The sequence below is a fragment of the Jeotgalibacillus campisalis genome, from assembly GCF_000829515.1.
In the GTDB taxonomy this organism is placed as follows: Bacteria; Bacillota; Bacilli; order Bacillales; family Jeotgalibacillaceae; genus Jeotgalibacillus; species Jeotgalibacillus campisalis.
Map to the genome: position 1 here is coordinate 24,645 of NZ_JXRR01000017.1, position 21,523 is coordinate 46,167.

Below are 21,523 nucleotides of genomic sequence, written 5' to 3' on the forward strand. Positions count from 1 at the left end.
TGTCAAACATTTTGTGCCTCAGAGGGATGCATACAATCATTTAAGATTCAAATAAAAAACGTATGCGTTTGCATACGTTTTTTACGCTTATTTACACTTCTTCACAATGAACTTCAAACAAACCCTGAAGATTTGTAATCACAGACATTGGATCATGACCTTCAATTTCGTGCCGCTCTACCATGGATAAAATTTTACCGTCTCTTAAAAGCGCAAAAGATGGCGAGGATGGAGGATAACCTTCAAAATAGCTTCTAGCTTTAGCTGTCGCTTCTTTATCCTGACCGGCAAAAACAGTAACCAGTCTGTCCGGGCGTTTGTCATAATGAATAGAATGTGCAGCTGCCGGTCTTGCAATACCTCCAGCACAACCGCAAACGGAGTTTACCATCACAAGTGTAGTTCCCTTTTCTTCAATTGCTGCTTCTACTTCTTCGGGAGTAGTCAGCTGTGTGTAGCCGGCTGATTCTATTTCTTCCCGTGCTTGACGTACAACATCATTCATAAATATATTAAAATCCATACTCATAGTCCGTTCTCTCCTTTTAAAAAGGTATCTGCATCTTAATAATAGTAGAAATTTCGGACTGAAGCAACTATTTGAATTTTTAATAAAAAAGCAGGTTTGCAGTTTGAAAACCTGGGTAAACTTAAAAAGAATTAAGCTTTAACCCCAAAACTCCCTAGATGATTTGACGGCTTCTTTAAAAGCCGTCCTTTTTTTATTGTGTGAAGAGTTTTTCGATCGCATCTGCAGGAGTAAGTTTTTTTGAGAGCACCTGCTCTTTTAAACGAGATAACTGCTCTTTTCTTCCCTCTTGTTCGATAAATTCATTGAACAGCCTGTCCATCATCAGTTGTGTCATCCACTCGAGCGACTGTGAAGATCTCCTTTTTTCAAACACACCGCTTTTTTGTGTTTCTTCTTTAAAGTGCATGATAACTTTCCAAACCTCTTCAATCCCGTCTCCGGTTATTGCTGAAGATGTATAGGCGGAGGTCTCCCACCCTTCTGTGGCCGGCTTGAGTAAGTGCAGCAGTTGACGGTAGTCCCCTTTTGCCTGGTTTGCTTTTCTCCTATTATCGCCATCAGCCTTATTAATGACAATCGCATCCACCAGCTCAAGAATCCCTTTTTTCATGCCCTGGAGCTCGTCACCTCCCCCAGTCAATGCTAGTAATAAGAAAAAGTCCACCATCCCTCTAACTGTGCTTTCACTTTGACCGACACCCACCGTCTCGACAATAATCACGTCATACCCCGCAGCCTCGCATAACAAGATGGTTTCTCTTGTCATACGATGGACTCCACCAAGCGTCCCTGCTGTTGGAGAGGGTCTTATAAACACATTCGGATCGTGAGCAAGCTGCTCCATACGGGTTTTATCTCCCAGTATACTTCCTCCTGATAAAGTGGAGCTTGGATCGACAGCCAAAATCGCAATCTTTAACTCTTTGCCTATCAGTATTTTCCCGAGAGATTCAATCCAGGTGCTCTTACCGGCACCGGGAACACCTGTAATTCCAATTCGAATGCTCTTGCCTGCTGCTGGCAGAATCCGCTGAATAAGCTCTGAAGCTTGTTTGCGGTGATTTTGCGAACGGCTCTCCACAAGGGTAATACTTTGCGCCAATGCTTTACGGTCTCCATTCAGCAGTTGTTGGGCAAGGGAATCAAGCGGCACTTCCTGGTTGGTTTTTTTCTTGAAAACACGTTTTTTTTTGTGTTTTTGGTATTCTTGATTATGGGAGTCAGTCATTTTGCTCCACTTCCTCATATCCAAGACGCCGATAAATTTCCTCGATTACCTTCTCAGCAGCAGCCGGGATAACCGTTCCTGGTCCAAAAATAGCGGTTGCTCCGTTTTGAATTAAAAACGGATAATCCTGGACAGGTATCACACCGCCGATGACAACAATAATATCTTCTTTCCCCCATTTTTTAAGCGCTTTCATTAAGGCTGGCAAAAGTGTTTTGTGGCCTGCTGCAAGCGAGCTGACCCCTATAACATGTACATCATTTTCTACTGCCTGGGCAGCTGTTTCTTCAGGTGTTTGAAAAAGAGGACCAATATCCACGTCAAACCCCAGATCCGCGAACGCTGTAGCGATTACTTTTGCTCCTCGGTCATGGCCGTCCTGTCCCATCTTCGCAATTAAAATCCTTGGCCGTCTGCCTTCCGCCTCTAAAAATCCATCCGCCAACTCTTTAACTGACTGAATGTCATTGCCCCCTTCAGCGTACGATTGGCTGTAAATTCCACTGATTGATCTTATAACAGCTCGGTGCCGCCCTTTAACAGCTTCAACAGCCGTTGATATTTCTCCAAGTGTCGCTCTTGCTCTTGTTGCATGAACCGCAAATTCTAAAAGATTCCCCTTGCCGCTTTCCACGGCTTTTGATAGATCTTCTAATCTTTTTTGCACTTCCCCGCTGTCTCTATTTTTCTTTAGTGTGTCAAGCCGTTTAATTTGATTTGTTCGTACCGTTTCGTTGTCAATTGACAGGATATCCAGCGGATCTTCCTGCTTCAGGCGATGCTTATTAACCCCTATTATTACTTCTTTGCCTGAATCGATTTTCGCCTGGCGTTTCGCTGCTGCTTCTTCGATTTTCATTTTGGGCAGTCCGGTTTCAATCGCCTTGGTCATTCCACCTAGCTGTTCTATTTCGTTCATATGCTTCCATGCTTTTTCCATTAACTGATTTGTTAGTGTTTCGACGTAGAATGAACCTCCCCACGGATCAATGACCGGGGTTAATCCTGCTTCTTCCTGTAAAAAGAGCTGGGTATTCCTTGCAATCCTGGCTGAGAAATCAGTGGGTAGAGCAATTGCTTCGTCAAGTGCATTGGTATGAAGTGACTGAGTATGCCCCATCGCAGCTGCATGAGCTTCAATAAGCGTCCGCATAACATTATTATATGGATCCTGCTCAGTCAGGGACCACCCTGAGGTTTGAGAATGGGTTCTTAATGCTAGTGATTTAGGGTTTTTAGGCTTATACTCTTTTAGCAATACAGCCCACATTCTTCTCGCTGCTCTCATTTTTGCAACTTCCATGAAGTAATTCATTCCGACACCCCAAAAAAAGGAGAGACGCGGTGCAAAATCATCTATATTGATTCCGGCTTTCAACCCGGTTTTTACATATTCCAATCCATCAGCCAGCGTATAAGCAAGTTCTAAGTCAGCTGGAGCGCCTGCTTCCTGCATGTGATAGCCTGAAATGGATATAGAATTGAACTTTGGCATGTGAGATGCAGTATATGAAAAGATATCTGCGATAATTTTCATTGATACTTCTGGTGGATAAATGTATGTATTTCGTACCATATATTCTTTTAAGATATCATTTTGTATCGTACCCGAGAGCTTCTCCACTGAAACTCCCTGTTCTTCTGCTGCAACTATATAAAAAGCAAGAATCGGTAAAACCGCTCCATTCATGGTCATGGAAACGGACATTTTATCGAGAGGAATTCCATTGAATAATAGTTTCATATCTTCAATTGAATCAATCGCCACACCTGCTTTTCCTACATCCCCCGCTACCCGCACGTGATCAGAATCATATCCTCTATGTGTAGCTAGATCAAAAGCTACAGAAAGGCCTTTTTGTCCCATTTCAAGATTTCTTCTGTAAAAACTGTTGCTTTCTTCGGCGGTTGAAAACCCCGCATATTGCCTGACAGTCCACGGCCGGTTCACATACATGCTCGGATAGGGCCCGCGGGTAAAAGGTTCAAGTCCGGGAAGATCGTGAAGATGTTTTAAAGACTCTGTATCTGATGAATTATATACATTTTTTAAAGGAATTTCTTCATTTGTATCCAGCGGTTCGCCCTTCGGAGCCCTTGATCGCCTTAGAGTCTCCCATTTAAATGGATATTGACTAAAGATTGGTTTCATTTGACTTCACCTCTTTAAGCGGTTTTACAACCTTCTCTAAAAATGAAATGATATTTTTGCCCTCACATATCGAATCAGTTAATCCGCATTCCGTCCATTTTTGCATATGATCAGATAAAATATCCCCTGCAACATAAACGGACTGATTAGGTTTTTTTTCTGTAAGAAGCTTGGTCATTTTATCGGTATAGGCCTCATTTGTTCCACAGATAATTTGAACCGGTGACGTTTGAAGGGTGGATGTGATCTGGTAGTTTAAACCAACTGTATTCAAAATCCCTGATACAAAGTCCAATCTTGCTTTATATTCATTTAACTCGCCTAAGCAAACAAGATCAATTGGCTTTAGATCCCCAGATAAGCTTTCTTTTTGAAGGTTGGTTAATAGTGCTTCCCACTGTTCACTTAATCTGTGCTTTTCAAGCGGTTTGATGACACCTTTTTTCGGTTGTTCATATTGCTCTTTCATAATTTCCTTGTTTACAGAAGCATAACGATTCGTACCTATTATTGCAGCTTTTCGCGTAGCACTATCCATTGCTCTCTGTTCCCACACTTCATTAATTCTGTTTTGAATAAAACCTTCTTTTAACGCTTCTTGTACTCCACCCAGTTCTTCTATTTCAAGAAAAAATGTCCATGCTTTTTCAGCAAGCTGTTTTGTGATTGTTTCAATATAGTAGGATCCTCCGGCGGGGTCCGCTATTCCTTTTAAAAATGTTTCCTCTTTTAGGATTAATTGAATATTTCGCGCAACTCTTACTGCTAAAGAAGAGGGGGATCCATTTAAAGAGTCGAACGGCTCAACATGCTGATAATTTACACCGCCAAGAGCAGCAGCGAACGCTTCATTTCCTGCACGCAGAATATTAACTTGGGGATCCTGTACGGTTTTAGTCATCGGTGAGCTTTGACTTCCAACTGATACAGGTAGATCTCCAACTTGATAACAGTCAATAAAATGACGCCAAAGAGCACGAAACGCTCTTATTTTTGCAATTTCAAGAAAGAAAGTAGAGCCAGCCGCAAATTGTATATGCATTTTTTCAACGATGTGCTCTACTTTCCACCCTTCTTGGGCAAGGTGATTGATCATCCAGGAAGATTCAGCAAGAGCCACGGCTAATTCCTGAACAGCATTTGCACCGGAATGATGATAGGGTACGGTTGAAATGACGATGGATTTTAAAGAAGGCTGCGTATGGGAAAGTTCATTAATTTCGCTTACCCATTGAGCTAAAAACTCTTCATTGACCAGACGGCCAGCTTGAGCCTCGCCAGAAATAAAGTCAAAGCCAAACACACCGGTAACGGGATATGCGTCTTTCAATTCGATTAATAAAGGAAGCCAGTTATTTCTTAGATGACTGTTCAAAATGAATATATGAGGTTTATCCTGAAGAGACAACAACTCTTTTAATTGATTACGGCTCCATTGTCCTTCCCCATCTTCTTTAATCGCAATAACCTCGGAACCATTCTGCAGTTCATTTTCTACTGCTTTACAGGCTTTTTCTGCTGATTCAGCCGATACTTGTTGAGCGGTATACCATCCGCTGTTCAACTCCCACCCGCGGGAAGGATGAAAGCCATCACTATCTGGACGTTCTGTATAGAGGGGTTCGAGCGTTAAGCCTTCATAAGTTTCCGTCTGCAAATCTTTCAGAGAGCGGCCCTTTAAGGTTGATTCCACGAGTTGCTGCCATTGTGAAACGGAATACCTTTCGAATTGCACATTTTCCTGCATCGTATCGCTGCTCAGCAGCTTCCCTCCTCCAAAAATATGTAATCGTTTTCAGTATGTACTACTCTTATTTTAGTACAAAGCGTCTATGGATGGAAGTACAACCATTTTGAGGTGTAAATTCATAATAAAAGAAACCGGTATCGATAAGATAGCCGGTCTTTTCTATGAGCACTCATTTATGTGTAATTAGATTAGTACACAGAAGTATTTTCATCGGATATATTCTCAAGTATTTGTTTAACTCTTTGCAGGAACCGCCCGCAAATCAGCCCATCGAGTACCCTATGATCCAATGATAAACATAGATTAACCATATCGCGCACCCCGATCATACCATGATCCATCACAACAGGCCTTTTTACAATTGATTCCACCTGTAAAATAGCTGCCTGCGGGTGATTGATGATTCCCATTGATTGAACGGACCCGAATGAACCAGTGTTATTTACCGTGAATGTACCACCTTGCATTTCTTCAGATTTTAATTTACCTGCACGCACTTTTTGCGCGAGTTCATTAATTTCTCTTCCAATTCCTTTAATCGTTTTTTCATCTGCATGCTTAATAACAGGAACAAATAGGGCATCCTCTGTTGCGACAGCAATTGAAATATTAATGTCTTTCTTTTGAATGATTTTATCCCCGGCCCACATACTGTTCATTTGAGGAAATTCCTTTAATGCCTGGGCGATCGCTTTCACAAAAAAGGCAAAATAAGTTAGATTAAATCCTTCTTTTGTTTTAAAATCGGCTTTCATAGCATCACGGAATGAAACTAAATTTGTCACATCCACTTCCATCATGGTCCATGCATGAGGGGCCTCATGTTTACTTTTCAGCATATTTGCTGCAATTGCTTTACGAACTCCTGTAACCGGGATTTCAATGTCGCCGGGAGAAGCCGAAATAGCTGGCTGAGCTGTTTTCGCCGGGATTGTCGATTCTGAGGATTTTGATGCTGTTTGCTGTTCTTTCCTCTCCCTGACCTCTGATTCATTTTTCTGAGGAATTCCCCCGCTGTCAATTAGCTTTTGTAAATCTTTACGGGTAATCCTGCCTTCTTTGCCTGAACCATTTACCTGCATCAAGTCTATGTCATGCTCTTGAGACAAACGTAAAACCGCTGGTGAATACCGGGCATTCGAAGATTTCTCTTTTGGCTGATCAGATTTCACATTAGCAGAACTAGGTGAAGACTGCTTTTCATCTTTACTTTCATTTTCGCTGTCAGATGGCTTTTCTGAACTCTCGCCGCCCTCTACTTCAATCGTGCAAATCTCTTCACCAACTTCAAGCGTTTCTCCTTCCTTAACAAGAAGGTCTTTCATTACTCCTGTAAAAGATGAAGGAACTTCTGCATTCACTTTATCCGTATTGACCTCAGCAATCGGATCATATTTATTTACATGATCTCCTGGAGAAACCAGCCACTTTTCAATCGTGCCTTCAGTTACGGACTCTCCAAGCTGAGGCATCGTCATTTTTTCAATTGCCACGCGTACGCCCTCCTTTAATGTCCTTAATATTCGGCTAATTCTTTCATTGCCTTTTCAACTTTATCAGGATTAACCATGAAGTACTTTTCCATCGTCGGTGCATACGGCATTGCCGGAATATCAGGACCGGAAAGTCTCATAATTGGTGCATCAAGGTCAAACAAACAATTTTCAGCAATAATTGCGGCAACTTCGCCCATTATGCTGCCTTCCTTAGTATCTTCGGTTAAAAGCAATACTTTACCCGTTTTAGAAGCCGCTTTTATAATAGCCTCTTTATCAAGCGGATATACTGTTCTAAGGTCGAGAATATGAGCGTCATACCCGTCCTGTGCCAATCGTTCAGCTGCTTGCAGGGCAAAGTGGACACATAATCCGTACGTGATGACCGTGATGTCTTCTCCGTCTCTTTTCACATCTGCTTTTCCAATTTCGAGAGTGTAATCCTCCTCAGGCACTTCTCCCTTGATCAGTCGGTAAGCACGCTTATGTTCAAAAAATAAAACAGGGTCCTCATCACGAATTGCCGCTTTTAATAATCCCTTTACATCGTATGGAGTTGACGGCATGACGATTTTAAGACCTGGCTGGTTGGCAAAAATGGCTTCTACAGACTGAGAATGGTACAGGGCTCCGTGTACCCCTCCGCCATAAGGTGCACGTATCACCATGGGACAGCTCCAGTCATTATTTGAGCGGTAACGGATTTTAGCTGCCTCTGAAATGATCTGATTAATGGCTGGCATAATAAAGTCAGCAAATTGCATTTCTGCAACCGGCCGCATACCATACATAGCAGCACCGATTCCAACACCTGCGATGGCTGATTCAGCAAGAGGTGTATCGATTACGCGGTCTTCTCCGAATTGATCATAAAGGCCATGTGTCGCTTTGAATACACCGCCTTTTTTCCCAACGTCCTCTCCAAGAACAAACACTCGCTCATCGCGTTCCATTTCTTCTTTCATTGCTAATGTAACAGCGTCAATATATGACATTACCGGCATCGGTTTGTTCCTCCCTTAGTTTTCTTCAGCATACACATATTTTAAAGCTGACTCAGGCTCTGCATACGGTGCCTTTTCTGCATATTCGGTTGCTTCATTTACTTCCTTCATGATCCGATCATTGATTTCTTTTTCAAGATTGTCATCCATCACTTTTGTTTCTTTCAGATACGCTCCGAATGTAATAATTGGATCTAGTGATTTAGCTTTTGCTACTTCATCTGGAGATCGGTATGCACGGTCATCATCATCAGATGAATGAGCAGTTAAACGGTAGGATACTGCTTCAACTAGTGTAGGACCTTCTCCGCGGCGTGCGCGTTCTGCCGCTTCTTTGACCACCCGGTATACCTCAAGTGGATCATTGCCATCTACTGTGACACCAGGCATTCCATATCCAATTGCACGATCCGACACATTTTCACAAGCCAGCTGCTTTTCAATTGGAACCGAAATGGCATATTTATTATTTTCACACATAAAAATAACTGGCAATTTATGCACTCCTGCAAAATTTGCTCCTTCATGAAAATCTCCCTGATTTGATGAACCCTCACCAAAGGTTACTAAGGTTACGAGATCCTTCTTTTCCATCTTCCCGGCTAAAGCAAGACCGACTGCATGCGGAACTTGTGTTGTTACAGGAGAGGAACCTGTTACAATCCGGTTTTTCTTCTGTCCAAAATGTCCCGGCATTTGGCGTCCGCCTGAATTCGGATCTTCTGCCTTAGCAAATCCTGAAAGCATTAATTCCCGAGCTGTCATGCCAAAGTGAAGCACAACTCCCATATCCCGGTAATATGGAAGCGCATAATCTTTTTCTGTGTCTAAGGCAAAAGATGCCCCAACCTGTGCTGCTTCTTGACCTTGACAGGAAATCACAAATGGAATTTTGCCTGATCGGTTTAGAAGCCACATCCGTTCATCTATTCTTCTGGCCATCAGCATTGTTTCATAGATTTCCAATACCTGCTCATTGGACAGACCTAATTCTTCATGTCGATTGTTACTCATTTATAATGCCTCCTTTTTTATCCTTAGCCATCTTAAGAGTGGATTGCTTTTCCATCAACTGCAAGAGCTGCTTCACCTATGGCCTCGCTAAGGGTCGGATGAGGGTGAATGGTTTGTCCTACTTCCCAAGGTGTTGCATCCAGTACACGAGCAAGTCCTGCTTCTGAAATCATATCTGTAACATGCGGACCGATCATATGTACACCAAGCAAATCATTCGATTTACGATCTGCAATCATTTTAACAAACCCGTCTGATTCACCAAACACAAGTGCTTTACCGATCGCTTTGAAAGGGAACTTCCCGATTTTTACGTCAAATCCCTGATCTTTTGCTTCCTGCTCTGTCATTCCCACACTTGCAGCCTCAGGACTTGAATAGATACATTTTGACACCAGTGTATAGTCGATTGGCGCTACCTCCATATTGGCTATATGCTCCACTGCGTGAATTCCTTCATGAGAAGCAACATGGGCAAGCTGGAGTCCGCCAATGACATCACCGATTGCGTAAATGTGAGACTCCTTTGTTTGAAGGGCCTTATTTACAGCTATAAAACCTTTTTCAAGTTGAATATCTGTATTTTCAAGTCCAATTCCTTCAACATTTGCCTGACGCCCAACCGATACAAGAATTTTTTCTGCCGTATAGGTTTCCACTTGACCGTTTACATCAGCTTGAATAGATACTTCCCCTGATTTGGATTGGGCGCTTTCTGCATCCACTTTAGCACCTGTTATAATCTTAATGCCTTTTTTCTTTAATAGCTTTTGCATTTCAGATGAGATATCTTGATCTTCTGTAGGAATAATCCGATCAGCATATTCCAAAACCGTTACTTCTACTCCAAAATCGTTCATCATAGACGCCCACTCGATGCCGATCACTCCGCCGCCGACGATAATTAAAGATGAAGGCAGCTGTTCAAGTTCAAGTGCCTGGTCAGAGCTGAGTATTTGACTGCCATCAAGTTCAAGGCCCGGCAATGATCTCGGTCTTGAACCTGTCGCTACAATAACATTTTTCGGGATCAGCATTTCGTTTTCCGTACCGTCAGTCATTTCAACTGAAATTGTTCCAGGCATAGGAGAAAAAATGGAAGGTCCCAAAATACGTCCAAACCCGTCATATACATCTATTTTCCCTTGTTTCATAAGGTGCTGCACACCTTTATGAAGGTGATCGACAATCCCCTGTTTACGGTCTTGAACTTTTGTAAAGTCAAGTGAAACCTCACCTGTTAAAACACCAAATTGCTCTGCATGCTTTGCAGTTGAATATACTTCTGCGCTTCTTAGCAGGGCTTTACTTGGAATACACCCTCTGTGCAGACAAGTACCGCCTATTTTTCCTTTTTCAACAATCGCCGTGGTCAAACCCAGCTGCGAAGCCCGGATTGCTGCAACATATCCACCGGTTCCTCCGCCTAAAATAACAAGATCATACTCTCTGGACATTCAAGAACCTCCTAGTTAATTACGTACCTTCCGCAAAGCATTTGGATATTCTTTTGCTTCTTCTTCTTCCCTGAGCACTCTAAGCGCACCTTCGGCTAAAGCTTGCAGTTCATTTTCACCGGGCTGAACAATAACATCAGCAATCCAGTCGATCCTTTTCCGAATCTCATCGACAAAGTCTTTGCCATAAGCCAAACCGCCTGTAAGGATAATCGCATCGACTTTCCCTGCCACAACCGCACTTGCTCCGCCAATTTCTTTTGCAACTTGATACGCCATCGCATGATAAACTTTTTTCGCTTCCTCATTGCCTTTTCCGATCATTTTCTCAACCTGAACGGCATCGTTTGTTCCAAGGTAGCCTACTAATCCGCCTTGACCTATGAGTTTTTTCATAATTTCTTCACGATAATAATCTCCTGAAAAGCACAGCTCAACCAAATCACCGGCTGGAACTGTTCCTGCTCTTTCAGGACTAAAAGGCCCATCCCCGTGCAGTCCGTTATTTACATCAATCACTCGGCCATCTTTATGAACGCCGACTGTGATTCCGCCTCCCATATGTGTGACAAGAAATGTTGATTTCTCATATTTCCTGCCAAGCTCTTTTGCTACACGACGTGCAACCGCTTTTTGATTCAATGCGTGAAAAATACTCTTCCGTTCAATCAGGGAAAATCCTGAAACGCGGGCGACATCATCCAGTTCATCTACTACTACAGGGTCTACAATAAAGGATGGAATGTTAAGGCCTGAAGCTATTTCATAGGCAATGATTCCACCTAAATTTGAAGCATGCTGCCCGGAATAGCCGGAACGCAGATCCTTTAACATTTCATTATTCACTGCATACGTGCCACCCTCAATCGGGCGAAGCAGTCCCCCTCTTCCACAAACTGCATTTAATTTTGAGATGTTGATCCCTTCTTCATCAAGCGCTTCAAGAATCGTCATTTTCCGGAAGTCATACTGGTCAATAATCTTGGAAAACGATTCAATTTCAGCTGTTTCATGACGAATTGTTTTTTCAAGCACAGCGGTTTCTCCGTCAAATACCCCTATTTTTGTAGAAGTAGAGCCAGGGTTAATGACTAAAATACGGTATTGAATTTCCTGCACGATATTCCCTCCAATATGACAGACTTATGCGCTTTTTCATCCTGCGCATAAGTCCAAAACTCTTTTTATCTACGGCTTAAAATGTGGTGCCCCTGCTGAAGAAACTGGCTTCTTGATTTACTCATTCTTTCAATGCGCTCTTCAGCCATTCTGTCAGCTGCAACGTAGCTTGGTACTTGATCGCGTTTTGCAATGTCAAATACTTTTGCTACATTGTCGTAGATTTTTTCTACATTTTTCATTGCGCGTTCACGGTTGTATCCATATAATTCATCCGCCACGTTTATTACTCCACCGGCATTAATTACGTAATCGGGTGCGTATACAATACCGCGTTCATGCAGGATATCTCCATGACGAGTTTCTTTCAGCTGATTGTTTGCTGCGCCGGCAACTACTTTCGCTTTAAGTACTTCAAGCGTTTCATCATTAATCACAGCACCTAGAGCACAAGGAGTGAAGATATCACATTCAACCCCATAAATTTCGTTCGGTTCAACTGCTGTTGCTCCAAATTCTTCTACAGCACGCATAACAGCTGCTTTATTAATATCTGTAACAATTAATTTTGCTCCTTCTTCATGAAGGTGGCGGCATAAAGTAAATGCTACATTCCCCACGCCTTGTACAGCAATTGTTTTTCCTTCAAGCGAGTCATCTCCGAATGCTTCCATTGCAGAGGCCTTGATCCCGCGGTAAACACCATATGCAGTAACAGGGGAAGGATTTCCTGATGAACCGAATGCAGGTGAAATACCCGTAACATAGTCCGTTTCCTCATGAATAAGGTCCATGTCCATTACAGTCGTCCCTACGTCTTCTGCTGTAATATAGCGGCCTGCAAGTCCCTGAATATACCTTCCGAAAGCACGGAACATTTCTTCATTTTTATCTTTTAACGGATCTCCAATAATGACCGTTTTTCCACCGCCAAGATTTAGCCCGGCAGCAGCATTTTTATAAGTCATCCCTTTAGCAAGGCGAAGCGCATCTTCAATTGCTGCTGATTCATTATCATACGTCCACATTCTTGTTCCGCCTAATGCAGGTCCAAGTGTTGTATCGTGAATAGCAATAATTGCTTTTAATCCGGAAGTTTTGTCCTGACAAAAAACAAGCTGCTCATAATCGTATTTCTCCATATAAGTAAATAATTCCATTTGTAATTCCTCCTAAGGGATGTTTGGTTTAATTAGCTGAACAAATTGCCATTGCCAGTGAATTAAGTTTGCTTTGAGCAGAATCTGAACGGGAGGTTAGGACAATCGGCGCTTTAGCACCTGCTATCACGGCTCCTACCTGGCTATTGCCAAAATACATTAAAGATTTGTATAGAACATTTCCTGCTTCTATGGAAGAAACAAGCAGGATATCTGCCTGCCCCGCTACTTCACCGCCGACATTTTTCTGCCTTGCTGCTTCTATTGAAATCGCATTATCAAGTGCCAGCGGACCATCGACGATGCAGCCAGTAATCTGGCCTCTTCTGTTCATTTGGGTTAATGCTGCAGCATCTAGTGTTGCCTGCATTCCCGGATTGACCACTTCAACTGCTGCTAACGGTGCTACTTTCGGCATCGAAACACCGAGCTTGTGCGCAACATTTACAGCATTTGCAACAATTTGAACTTTCTGCTGAAGATCCGGTGCTACATTCATAGCAGCATCCGTCACAAAGATACTTCTCTCAATTGCCGGCACTTCAAAAAGAGCGACATGCGAAAGCACATTGCCTGTCCGCATTCCTTTTTCCTTATGCAGCACCGCCTTAAGAAGGGGTGCGGTTTTAATATGACCTTTCATCAAAACAGCCGCTTCTTTGTCTCTTACAGCCTGAACCCCTTTTTCCGCAGCGGCCGCAGCATCCACTGCATGGCGCGTTACAACTCTTCCGTTTTGAAGAAGGGACGGAAATTCCTGCGCAATAAGATCATCTATTTTCTTTTCATCACCAATTAAAATGAAGTTTGCCAGTTCCCGTTCCGTTGCCATTTCAACAGCGCGAAGTACTTCTCTGTCCTCTGCTTTAACAACGGCAACGGTTACTTCTTCTTTAAGTCCGGCCTGTTCAATTAATTTGTGAAATGTATTCATTCTAGCTCCCCCTTTCTACTTCAACCTCATATTTTTCAATCTTGTAATATAAGTTGCGAATGGAAATATCCAGTTCTTTTGAAGCAGCTGTTTTATTCCCTTTATATTTCACTAGTGTCTGCTTGATAATTTCTTTTTCAAGCTGCTCAAGCTGCTTCGCAAGCGTTCCTTTTTGCTCGTTTACTTTTGGCTTTTGAGCATGGCTTGTGTGAAGAGGGATCAGATGTTTGGATTCAATCAGTGTATCCTGGTGGTGCATAAAGATCATCGCTCTGCTCAAGACATTTTCAAGCTCTCTGACATTGCCCGGCCATGTATAATCCATAAGCTCTTTGATGGCAGCTGCAGATACACCTTTGACATGTCTGCCAAATGCCTGATTTAAATTTTGCACAAGCCGGTCACAAAGAAGAGGAATATCCATCCTGTGGTTTCGTAAAGATGGCAGCTGTATCGGCAGCTTAGTTAAATGATAGTAGAGCTCTTCAAGAAATTTACCCTCTGCGATTGCCCGTTCTAAATTGTGGTTAGTTGCTGCTATAATTCTCGCTTTCAATAACACAGTTTCCTCACTATTCAGACGAGTGATCGTTTTTGTTTGAAGAGCTCTTAAAAGGGCCTTCTGTGTGCCGGTGCTCAACTCCCCAATTTCATCTAAAAACACACTGCCTTCTCCCGCTTGTTCAAGTAGCCCTTTTTTAATAGCAAGCTCACCGGTTGAAGCATCTCTTTCTTCACTTCCAAACAAGGCTTCTTGCAAAAAGGCAGCAGGCATGGAAGCACAATTGACTTTAAGGAAAGAATAATACCTTCTGCTGCTTGCATTATGGATAGCATGAGCAAACAGCTCTTTGCCGGTGCCTGCTTCTCCTCTGACTAAAACAGTCGTAGAGGTTTTTGAAGCCACCCTTGCCTGTTCGACTACCAATTGTATATCATCTGATTTTCCTATTATGTCTTCAAAGGTATATTTAGCTTCCAGTGTCCGAATGATACGTCTTGCCCTGTCAAGTTCAGAGGTCAGTGACTGTATTTCAGACATATCGTGAATAACGCCTACACTTCCTTTAAGCTGTCCATTCACAATTATTGGCGCAACATTTACCATAACTTCTTTTTTGTTCGGACCAACCAGCATGTTTGCTCCGCGTACCGGCCTTCTCGTTTTTAAAACCTGCATATGCATACTTTCGCCTTCAGAAATATCTGTTGTCGCAGGCTGATTGATTACTTCAGACTCACTAAGCCCCGTGAGACGGGTATAAGCAGGATTGATCAATAGCCCTCTTCCGTGCTCATCCACAACAGAAATAGCTTCGTCACTGGATTGAATAATGGCTTCGAGCATCGTTTGAATTTCTCTTAAATTCGTCATTTCTTCTGCAAGATTGACTACTTCTGTAATATCTTTAAAAACAGCAAAAGCACCGATAACTTCCTTTTGATCATTGATCATAGGAATTCTTGTCGTTACCACCTTCAGCCCATTATCAAGCACCAGTTCCTGATTACTCTCAGTCCGGCCGGTTTCAATAATCCTTGGAAGGCCGCTCATGGGTATAACCTGATAGATCGGCTGGCCCATCGCTTTTTCTTTTAGGATCCCCACCATATTTGAAGCCTGTTCATTAAAGAGAATAATCCGATGGTTACAGTCAATTCCAATCATACCGTCATGAGTTGAATTAACGATTAAGTCCCGAATAAACGATTCATTGCCCATTCGTTCAATGAGCGATTCTTTTTCTGTAAGGAGCTGGTAAATGAGTGAAGCTACACTCCCTGGAACTAAGACCGTGTGGGTGGACCTCGCATTTCTAAGATCGATGAATGTCTGTGCATCGCCCGTAACATCTATAATGATATCTGTTTCTTCAGACAAGTGCTTTTTCCACTCTTTGCCTGTTTCTATGTGTAAAGACTGTGCTAACGCAAGTCCAGGCGCCTGCGGATTGGGATCTACCACTGCATACACCTGAAAAGCATCTGACTCTGCCATCACCCGTAATAAAGCCGTCCCGCCTCGCCCAGCTCCTACAATCAGCACTTTTTGCAATTTTTTTCATCCCCTCTAATATGTAACGCAACTTCTTGCAACTTCTTAATTGTACATGAAAGCCTTTTCCTTGACAATCATTTTTCAAACAAGCATAGTTTTATGTAGAAACTTGCAAGGAGAATGAGAGATGTCACGAATAATCGCACTAATAATATTGCTGATCCCGGGAATTTTTGCTGCATATGGAATCAAATTGATGAGAGATATGTTTTTTGGCATACAAGTATCCTGGCTCCCTGCTTTATGGCTTCAATTTGTACTCGGCTTCTTATTCTTCGCTGCCGGCCTAAGTTTTATCGGCGGTTTTTTATTGCACCGCGACCGAAGAAACAATAAAGTACAGGAACGCTTTAAAACAAAATAAAAACACCTTTCTTTTTTCAGAAAGGTGTTTTTTTATTCTCTATGTCTCCAGAGAGTCTCTAATTTTCATTGCACGGTCAGGAAAATCGGTAATAATTCCTTGAAGACCCGCCTGCATCCATTTTATCAGCTTCCCCTGGTCATTAAGGGTATATAAGCGAACAGGAATATTCATTCTCTGGCAGGCATTCATTAATGCAGGAGTCATGACACGGTAATTAGCATGAATTGCATTGGCAGAAGTTGATGCTGCTAATAGGGATGGATTCACACCTTTTTTTGAATAAATGGGTGCAATCGTTGCGTTTTCATCCAGTTCTCTTAACCTGATAATGGACTGATGGTTAAAAGAGGAATATATTATTCTATGATCAAGATTATAACCTGCAACTTTTTGCAAAACATCTTCTTCCATCCCCTCATATGCGACTTTATCATTTTTTAATTCGATATTACAAAGCAATGAATTACCTTGAAGCCATTCTAATACTTCCTCAAGTGTCGGTACTTTGTTATGAGTGAACCATTTTTTTTTATTATAAGAAGCATCAAGTGCTCTTATCTGCTTTAAGGTTAATGAACCTACCATCCCTGTCCCGTTGGTGGTACGATTCACGGTTTCATCATGAATGACAACAAGATGGCCGTCTTTCGTACGCTGGACATCAAGCTCAATGCCATCGCATCCTGTTTTTTCAGCTTCTTTAAATGCTTTCATCGTATTTTCCGGATAAAGACCGGAAGCTCCTCGATGAGCAAATATCTGACTCATTTTATCACACTCCATTTAGATCCTTATCTATGTCAATACCCTTAAAAGACGAAAAAATGCTTTTAGGATATTGAATAAAAACTGATTACCTGAAAGTGGCTTTTTCATTCGTCTATTGAAACATACTCCCGCTGTTCCTTCATCGCTTCTTCATATGTTTTACTTACTTACGTTAGAGCTTATTATTTTCATGTCTGCCTCCCCAATTAATTCTGTTACCATTTGTATTATATTTTGGACCTCCTTCATTTACCCCCCAAAAAATACGCTTGTTTAACGAACGGGCTATTCGTTAAAGAAGCGTATTGTTTTGTGCAGGTTATTAAGTTGTCTTCCGAGTTAACTCGCTTTATGCTCAAGTCTCAGCTTGTCAGCGACCATGGCGATGAATTCTGAATTCGTCGGCTTGGATTTAGCGACGGAGACAGTGTAGCCAAACAAATTGGAAATGGCATCAACATTCCCTCTATTCCATGCCACTTCAATTGCATGGCGTATTGCACGCTCAACTCGTGAAGCGGTTGTATTAAACTTTTTACCGATGTCCGGATAAAGAACCTTCGTAATAGAGCCGAGCAATTCAATGTCATGATAAACCATAGAAATGGCTTCACGTAAATACATATAACCCTTTATGTGCGCCGGCACGCCAATTTCATGAATGATCCCTGTAATATTAGCATCTAAGTTTTTCGGCTTTGAAGCTGCTTCTCTTGGAACTCTGCGGGTACTTACATGTGATTGCACATTATTCCCCCGCACCTGCCGAATGTTCTGAACAAGATTTTCCATGTCAAAGGGTTTGAGGATAAAATAAGCAGCGCCTAATTCCACTGCTTTTGTGGTCACATCTTCCTGACCAAAAGCGGTAAGCATGATCACATGAGGAAGTTTTGGAAGTTCCATCTGTCTCATACGTTCAAGCCGTCAATGTGAGGCATGATAATATCTAAAAGGCAAACGTCGACTTCTGTGTCATTCAGAACCTCAAGACAATCCTGTCCGTTATATGCAGTCGCCACTACTTCCATGTCCGGCTGATTTGATATAAATTGCTCTAAAGTCGCCACCAATTCCCTATTATCATCCACAATACACACTTTTATTTTATCCACTTTTAAAATCCTCCTCATTCGAATTAACTTCCCCATCACTAATTCGACACTCGCCTCGAGAAATCCTTTATACTTGAAATTTTTTCGAAATACCCATACTTATCTTTACTTTACTTACAAATACTCTTCATTTTGATATATTTCAACAAATTTAGACATTCTGTCGAATCGGACCATGTATGTAGTGTAACACGGTAAAGAAAAAATCACCAGATCATTTATGGGTATATTATAAAAAGAGAATTTCTTTGAAAATTTCTTCTAATGTGCAAAGAAAATACCTGAGACAACTTTTGTCTCAGGCTCATTAACCGGTTCACTTCACTTAAGGTTTAACTTTATTTAATCATGCCGCCAGTATTTAGTATCTTCCTTTTAAGCGCGATAAGCTGCGTGACAGTATCAGTGTCCAAAATAATATTACGAAGCTTGTTTTTGTAACGTATTATGCCCGCTTTGTTTAATCATTTCTTCAATGGTCAATGCATATCCGGAAGTTGGATCATGAACAAGCACATGCGTAATCGCTCCAACAAGTTTTCCATTTTGTATGATGGGACTGCCGCTCATTCCCTGTATGATTCCGCCTGTTTTTTCAATAAGCTTTTCATCCGTAATTCTCACGAGCATACCTGTAATTCCACCAGGTGCCTGTGTTTTAGAACGGACAATCTCAATAGAAAATTTTTCAATGGTGTTATCGCGAAGAACGGTTAGCATCTCAGCTTTTCCTTCTTGTATTTCCGATTGTTTTGCTACAGTTAATGGACTTTTAAATAATTCATGAGCTGGTATTTCTTGAAGCTTTCCAAAAATTCCATATTGCGAATTTCGTGACACGGAACCAAGGATCGCATCATTTGTAGAAAATATGGCGATTTTACCTCCCGGCTTGCCCGAGATTCCCTTTTGAATCCCATCAATATGAGTTTGCATGACTGTTCCTTTTCTCATATTGACCGCTCTTTTCGTTTCTGCGTCTGCTACGACATGCCCCAAAGCACCAAATTGACCGGTTTGTGGATCTATATACGATACTGTACCAATGCCTTGAGTATGGTGCCGAACGTATAATCCCAATTGAGGGATCCCGTCCTCATTGAAAGTTGGATTTACGGATATTTTCATTACTTTTTCGTCCCGTTCAATCTCAAGCTGAATCGTCTTATTATTTTTCGTTTGCTGAGAAAGAACTTGTGACAGGTCTGCTGCTGTTGATACCGACACACCATTTATTTTCTTTAGTGTGTCCCCTACTTCAAGTCCTGCTTTTGACGCTGGCGTGTCTTCAATGGAGGTTTCATTTACCGAATGAAATCCAACGATCATGACTCCATTGGTTTCTAATGAAATTCCAATTGATTGTCCCCCAGGGATTAATTTTACAGATGAAGCATGTATCGATCCGTCCATTGAAGGGAACAACAACAACATATTTATGCTCAAGATCATCAAAACTTTATTAATTTTCAATCCATTTCCCCCCTTCTAAGACTGTCGAGTACTTTCTTAATGTGAGCGAAATCGAGGGGAATTATCACACGCAAAAAAATAAAAAGCCACCCGAAAATGGATGACTTTTCATATTAAGACGAGCAGACGTGCTTTTCCTTCGCTAAATGAATGCTGCACTGGATAATATGGTATTAAGATACTGCCGTTTTTTTGATGGAGTGTGCAAGTTCAAGCAATTCTTTCGCATGACTAAGCGTTAAATCTGTAATTTCAACACCAGAAATCATCCTGCTGATTTCAAGCACCCTATCCCGTTCTTCTAAAGGAGAGACATGTGTGATCGTCCTGTCATTTTTAACTTCCTTTGAAATAAACAAGTGATGATCACTAATCGCAGCAACCTGAGGTAGATGTGATATACAAAGTACTTGCGAATGAATGGATACAGCGTATATCTTTTCAGCAATCGCTTGTGCCACTCTGCCGCTGACTCCGGTGTCCACTTCATCAAATATAATGGATGTGATGCCCTGATGCTTGGAAAAAATGGTTTTCAAAGCTAGCATAATCCTGGATATTTCACCTCCAGAAGCCACTTTAGTTAATGGTTTTAATGGTTCTCCAGGATTTGTGGAAATGAAAAATTCGACGATATCGACTCCGTCTTTTTTATAATGAAATTTTCCAGCATCCCGAACAACCGGCTTATGAAATCGCACCTCAAAAACTGCTTTGTTCATATGTAGTGCCTGAAGCTGTTCATGAATTTCTTCAGTAAGTTTTTTGGCCCACTGTCCTCTTACAGCTGTTAATTGGTCTGCTTCCAATTGAAGGTCTTCAATGATCGAAGTTCTTTTAAATTCAAGGTCTTTAATAGTTGAATCACGATTTGTAATGGATTCGATCTCTTCCTCTATTGCCGCTGAAAATTGAACAATTTCTTCGATGGTTGTACCATATTTACGTTTCAGCTGGTTTATTTCATTTAATCTGTCTTCAATGACCTGAAGCCTGTCTGGATCAAATTCCAAAGAATCCAATTGCTGACGAATAGATTGAGCTGCTTCTTCTAATAAATAAAAACTATTTGCAACACTTTCACTTGTTTTCTCCAGTACAGGATCAATTTCAGCTGCTTGTTCTAGATTGGACATAGATAACCCGATCCAATCAAGGCCTTTTTGCTCTTCTTGGAGAGCATTGTAAGCTGTCTGAAGACTGCTGAACAAACGCTCAAAATTAGCAAGCCGTGTTTTTTCCTCCATCAATTGATCGTCTTCTCCGAGCTGTAAACCCGCTTCCTCAATCTCATTAAATTGAAATTGTATCAAATCAAGACGATGTGCCATTTGCTGCTCATCTTCAGTTAAAGAACGGATTTGCCGCTGTATCTGCTCATATTCCTGAAACAGTTCATAATAAGCTGATTTGGCCGGCAAAATATCCTGGCCGCCAAACTGATCGAGGAGCAGCAGATGCTTCGTCTCATCCATAAGTTCCTGGCTTTCATGCTGGCCATGAACATCGATCAGGGTCGTTCCTACTTCCCTTAACAAAGCAATCGTGACAAGTTTACCGTTTACTCTGCAGGCGCTCTTACCTGATTGTGATATATCACGTTTTAACAGCACCATTCCATCTTCAATATCAATTCCAAGCTCTTTACATTTCCCATAACATGGATGTTCATCATGAATGACGAATATGCCTTCAATTTCAGCTTTTTTTTCACCGTGCCGGACAAATTCTGAAGATCCCCTTCCTCCAACCAGCAACTGAACGGCATCAATAATGATTGACTTACCAGCTCCTGTTTCCCCTGTCAAAACAGTTAACCCTTCTTCAAGGGATAAAGAAAGTTCATCGATAATGGCAAAATTACGTATTGATAATTCCTGCAGCATGTCTTTTCA

Annotated in this window: 16 protein-coding genes and 1 pseudogene; 1 reads left to right on the forward strand and 16 read right to left on the reverse strand. The window is 41.7% G+C overall.

Features of this window, described 5'->3' with window-relative positions:
• Positions 1-91: 91 nt before the first annotated feature.
• The 12 genes from KR50_RS12425 to KR50_RS12480 form a co-directional block, all read right to left on the reverse strand.
• Entirely contained in the window at positions 92-529 is a 438-nt protein-coding gene (locus tag KR50_RS12425) for a BrxA/BrxB family bacilliredoxin (RefSeq protein WP_041059103.1), read from the reverse strand.
• A 193-nt stretch (positions 530-722) separates the two neighbouring features.
• Positions 723-1,760 (reverse strand): methylmalonyl Co-A mutase-associated GTPase MeaB, encoded by a 1,038-nt coding sequence (meaB, locus tag KR50_RS12430; protein ID WP_041059106.1) that lies wholly within the window; start codon positions 1,758-1,760, stop codon positions 723-725.
• A complete protein-coding gene (scpA, locus tag KR50_RS12435; RefSeq protein ID WP_052477081.1) occupies positions 1,753-3,912 on the reverse strand; it encodes a methylmalonyl-CoA mutase in 2,160 nt (719 codons plus the stop codon). The genes meaB and scpA overlap by 8 nt, the downstream gene beginning before the upstream one ends.
• Positions 3,896-5,659 carry a methylmalonyl-CoA mutase family protein gene (locus KR50_RS12440; RefSeq protein WP_041059123.1) on the reverse strand — a complete coding sequence of 588 codons (1,764 nt, stop codon included), beginning with the start codon at positions 5,657-5,659 and terminating at the stop codon, positions 3,896-3,898. The genes scpA and KR50_RS12440 overlap by 17 nt, the downstream gene beginning before the upstream one ends.
• 191 nt (positions 5,660-5,850) lie before the next feature.
• Positions 5,851-7,155, reverse strand: a complete 1,305-nt coding sequence (locus tag KR50_RS12445) for a dihydrolipoamide acetyltransferase family protein (protein ID WP_041059130.1) — start codon at positions 7,153-7,155, stop codon at positions 5,851-5,853.
• A 23-nt stretch (positions 7,156-7,178) separates the two neighbouring features.
• Positions 7,179-8,162 (reverse strand): alpha-ketoacid dehydrogenase subunit beta, encoded by a 984-nt coding sequence (locus KR50_RS12450; RefSeq protein ID WP_041059133.1) that lies wholly within the window; start codon positions 8,160-8,162, stop codon positions 7,179-7,181.
• Positions 8,163-8,177: 15 nt separating this feature from the next.
• Positions 8,178-9,176, reverse strand: a complete 999-nt coding sequence (locus KR50_RS12455; protein ID WP_041059136.1) for a thiamine pyrophosphate-dependent dehydrogenase E1 component subunit alpha — start codon at positions 9,174-9,176, stop codon at positions 8,178-8,180.
• 32 nt (positions 9,177-9,208) lie between these two features.
• The gene (gene lpdA, locus KR50_RS12460; RefSeq protein ID WP_041059139.1) at positions 9,209-10,633 is read right to left on the reverse strand and encodes a dihydrolipoyl dehydrogenase; all 1,425 of its coding nucleotides are present in this window, start codon (positions 10,631-10,633) and stop codon (positions 9,209-9,211) included.
• 15 nt (positions 10,634-10,648) lie between these two features.
• Positions 10,649-11,752, reverse strand: coding sequence for a butyrate kinase (buk, locus tag KR50_RS12465; RefSeq protein WP_041059142.1), 1,104 nt, complete (start codon positions 11,750-11,752; stop codon positions 10,649-10,651).
• Between the two features lie 65 nt (positions 11,753-11,817).
• Positions 11,818-12,912: a branched-chain amino acid dehydrogenase gene (gene bcd, locus KR50_RS12470; protein ID WP_041059144.1), complete on the reverse strand. Its 1,095-nt coding sequence runs from the start codon at positions 12,910-12,912 to the stop codon at positions 11,818-11,820.
• Positions 12,913-12,940: 28 nt separating this feature from the next.
• On the reverse strand, positions 12,941-13,846 hold the full coding sequence (gene yqiS, locus KR50_RS12475) for a phosphate butyryltransferase (protein WP_041059147.1): 906 nt from the start codon (positions 13,844-13,846) through the stop codon (positions 12,941-12,943).
• A gap of 1 nt (position 13,847) precedes the next feature.
• On the reverse strand, positions 13,848-15,902 hold the full coding sequence (locus tag KR50_RS12480) for a sigma-54-dependent Fis family transcriptional regulator (protein ID WP_041059150.1): 2,055 nt from the start codon (positions 15,900-15,902) through the stop codon (positions 13,848-13,850).
• A 130-nt stretch (positions 15,903-16,032) separates the two neighbouring features.
• Here KR50_RS12480 and KR50_RS12485 point away from each other — a divergent pair, with 130 nt between their 5' ends.
• Complete coding sequence (locus tag KR50_RS12485; RefSeq protein WP_041059153.1) at positions 16,033-16,269, forward strand: DUF2627 domain-containing protein; 237 nt, start codon at positions 16,033-16,035, stop codon at positions 16,267-16,269.
• Positions 16,270-16,308: 39 nt separating this feature from the next.
• On the opposite strand, the gene KR50_RS12490 is transcribed toward KR50_RS12485, so the two are convergent.
• From KR50_RS12490 to recN, 4 genes and pseudogenes are all read right to left on the reverse strand, one after another.
• Positions 16,309-17,040 (reverse strand): glycerophosphodiester phosphodiesterase, encoded by a 732-nt coding sequence (locus KR50_RS12490; protein ID WP_041059156.1) that lies wholly within the window; start codon positions 17,038-17,040, stop codon positions 16,309-16,311.
• Between the two features lie 339 nt (positions 17,041-17,379).
• A pseudogene (gene spo0A / locus KR50_RS12495) lies at positions 17,380-18,191 on the reverse strand (sporulation transcription factor Spo0A).
• A gap of 384 nt (positions 18,192-18,575) precedes the next feature.
• Complete coding sequence (gene spoIVB / locus KR50_RS12500) at positions 18,576-19,628, reverse strand: SpoIVB peptidase (protein WP_052477083.1); 1,053 nt, start codon at positions 19,626-19,628, stop codon at positions 18,576-18,578.
• 173 nt (positions 19,629-19,801) lie between these two features.
• Positions 19,802-21,514: a DNA repair protein RecN gene (gene recN, locus KR50_RS12505; protein WP_041059159.1), complete on the reverse strand. Its 1,713-nt coding sequence runs from the start codon at positions 21,512-21,514 to the stop codon at positions 19,802-19,804.
• Positions 21,515-21,523: the final 9 nt, after the last annotated feature.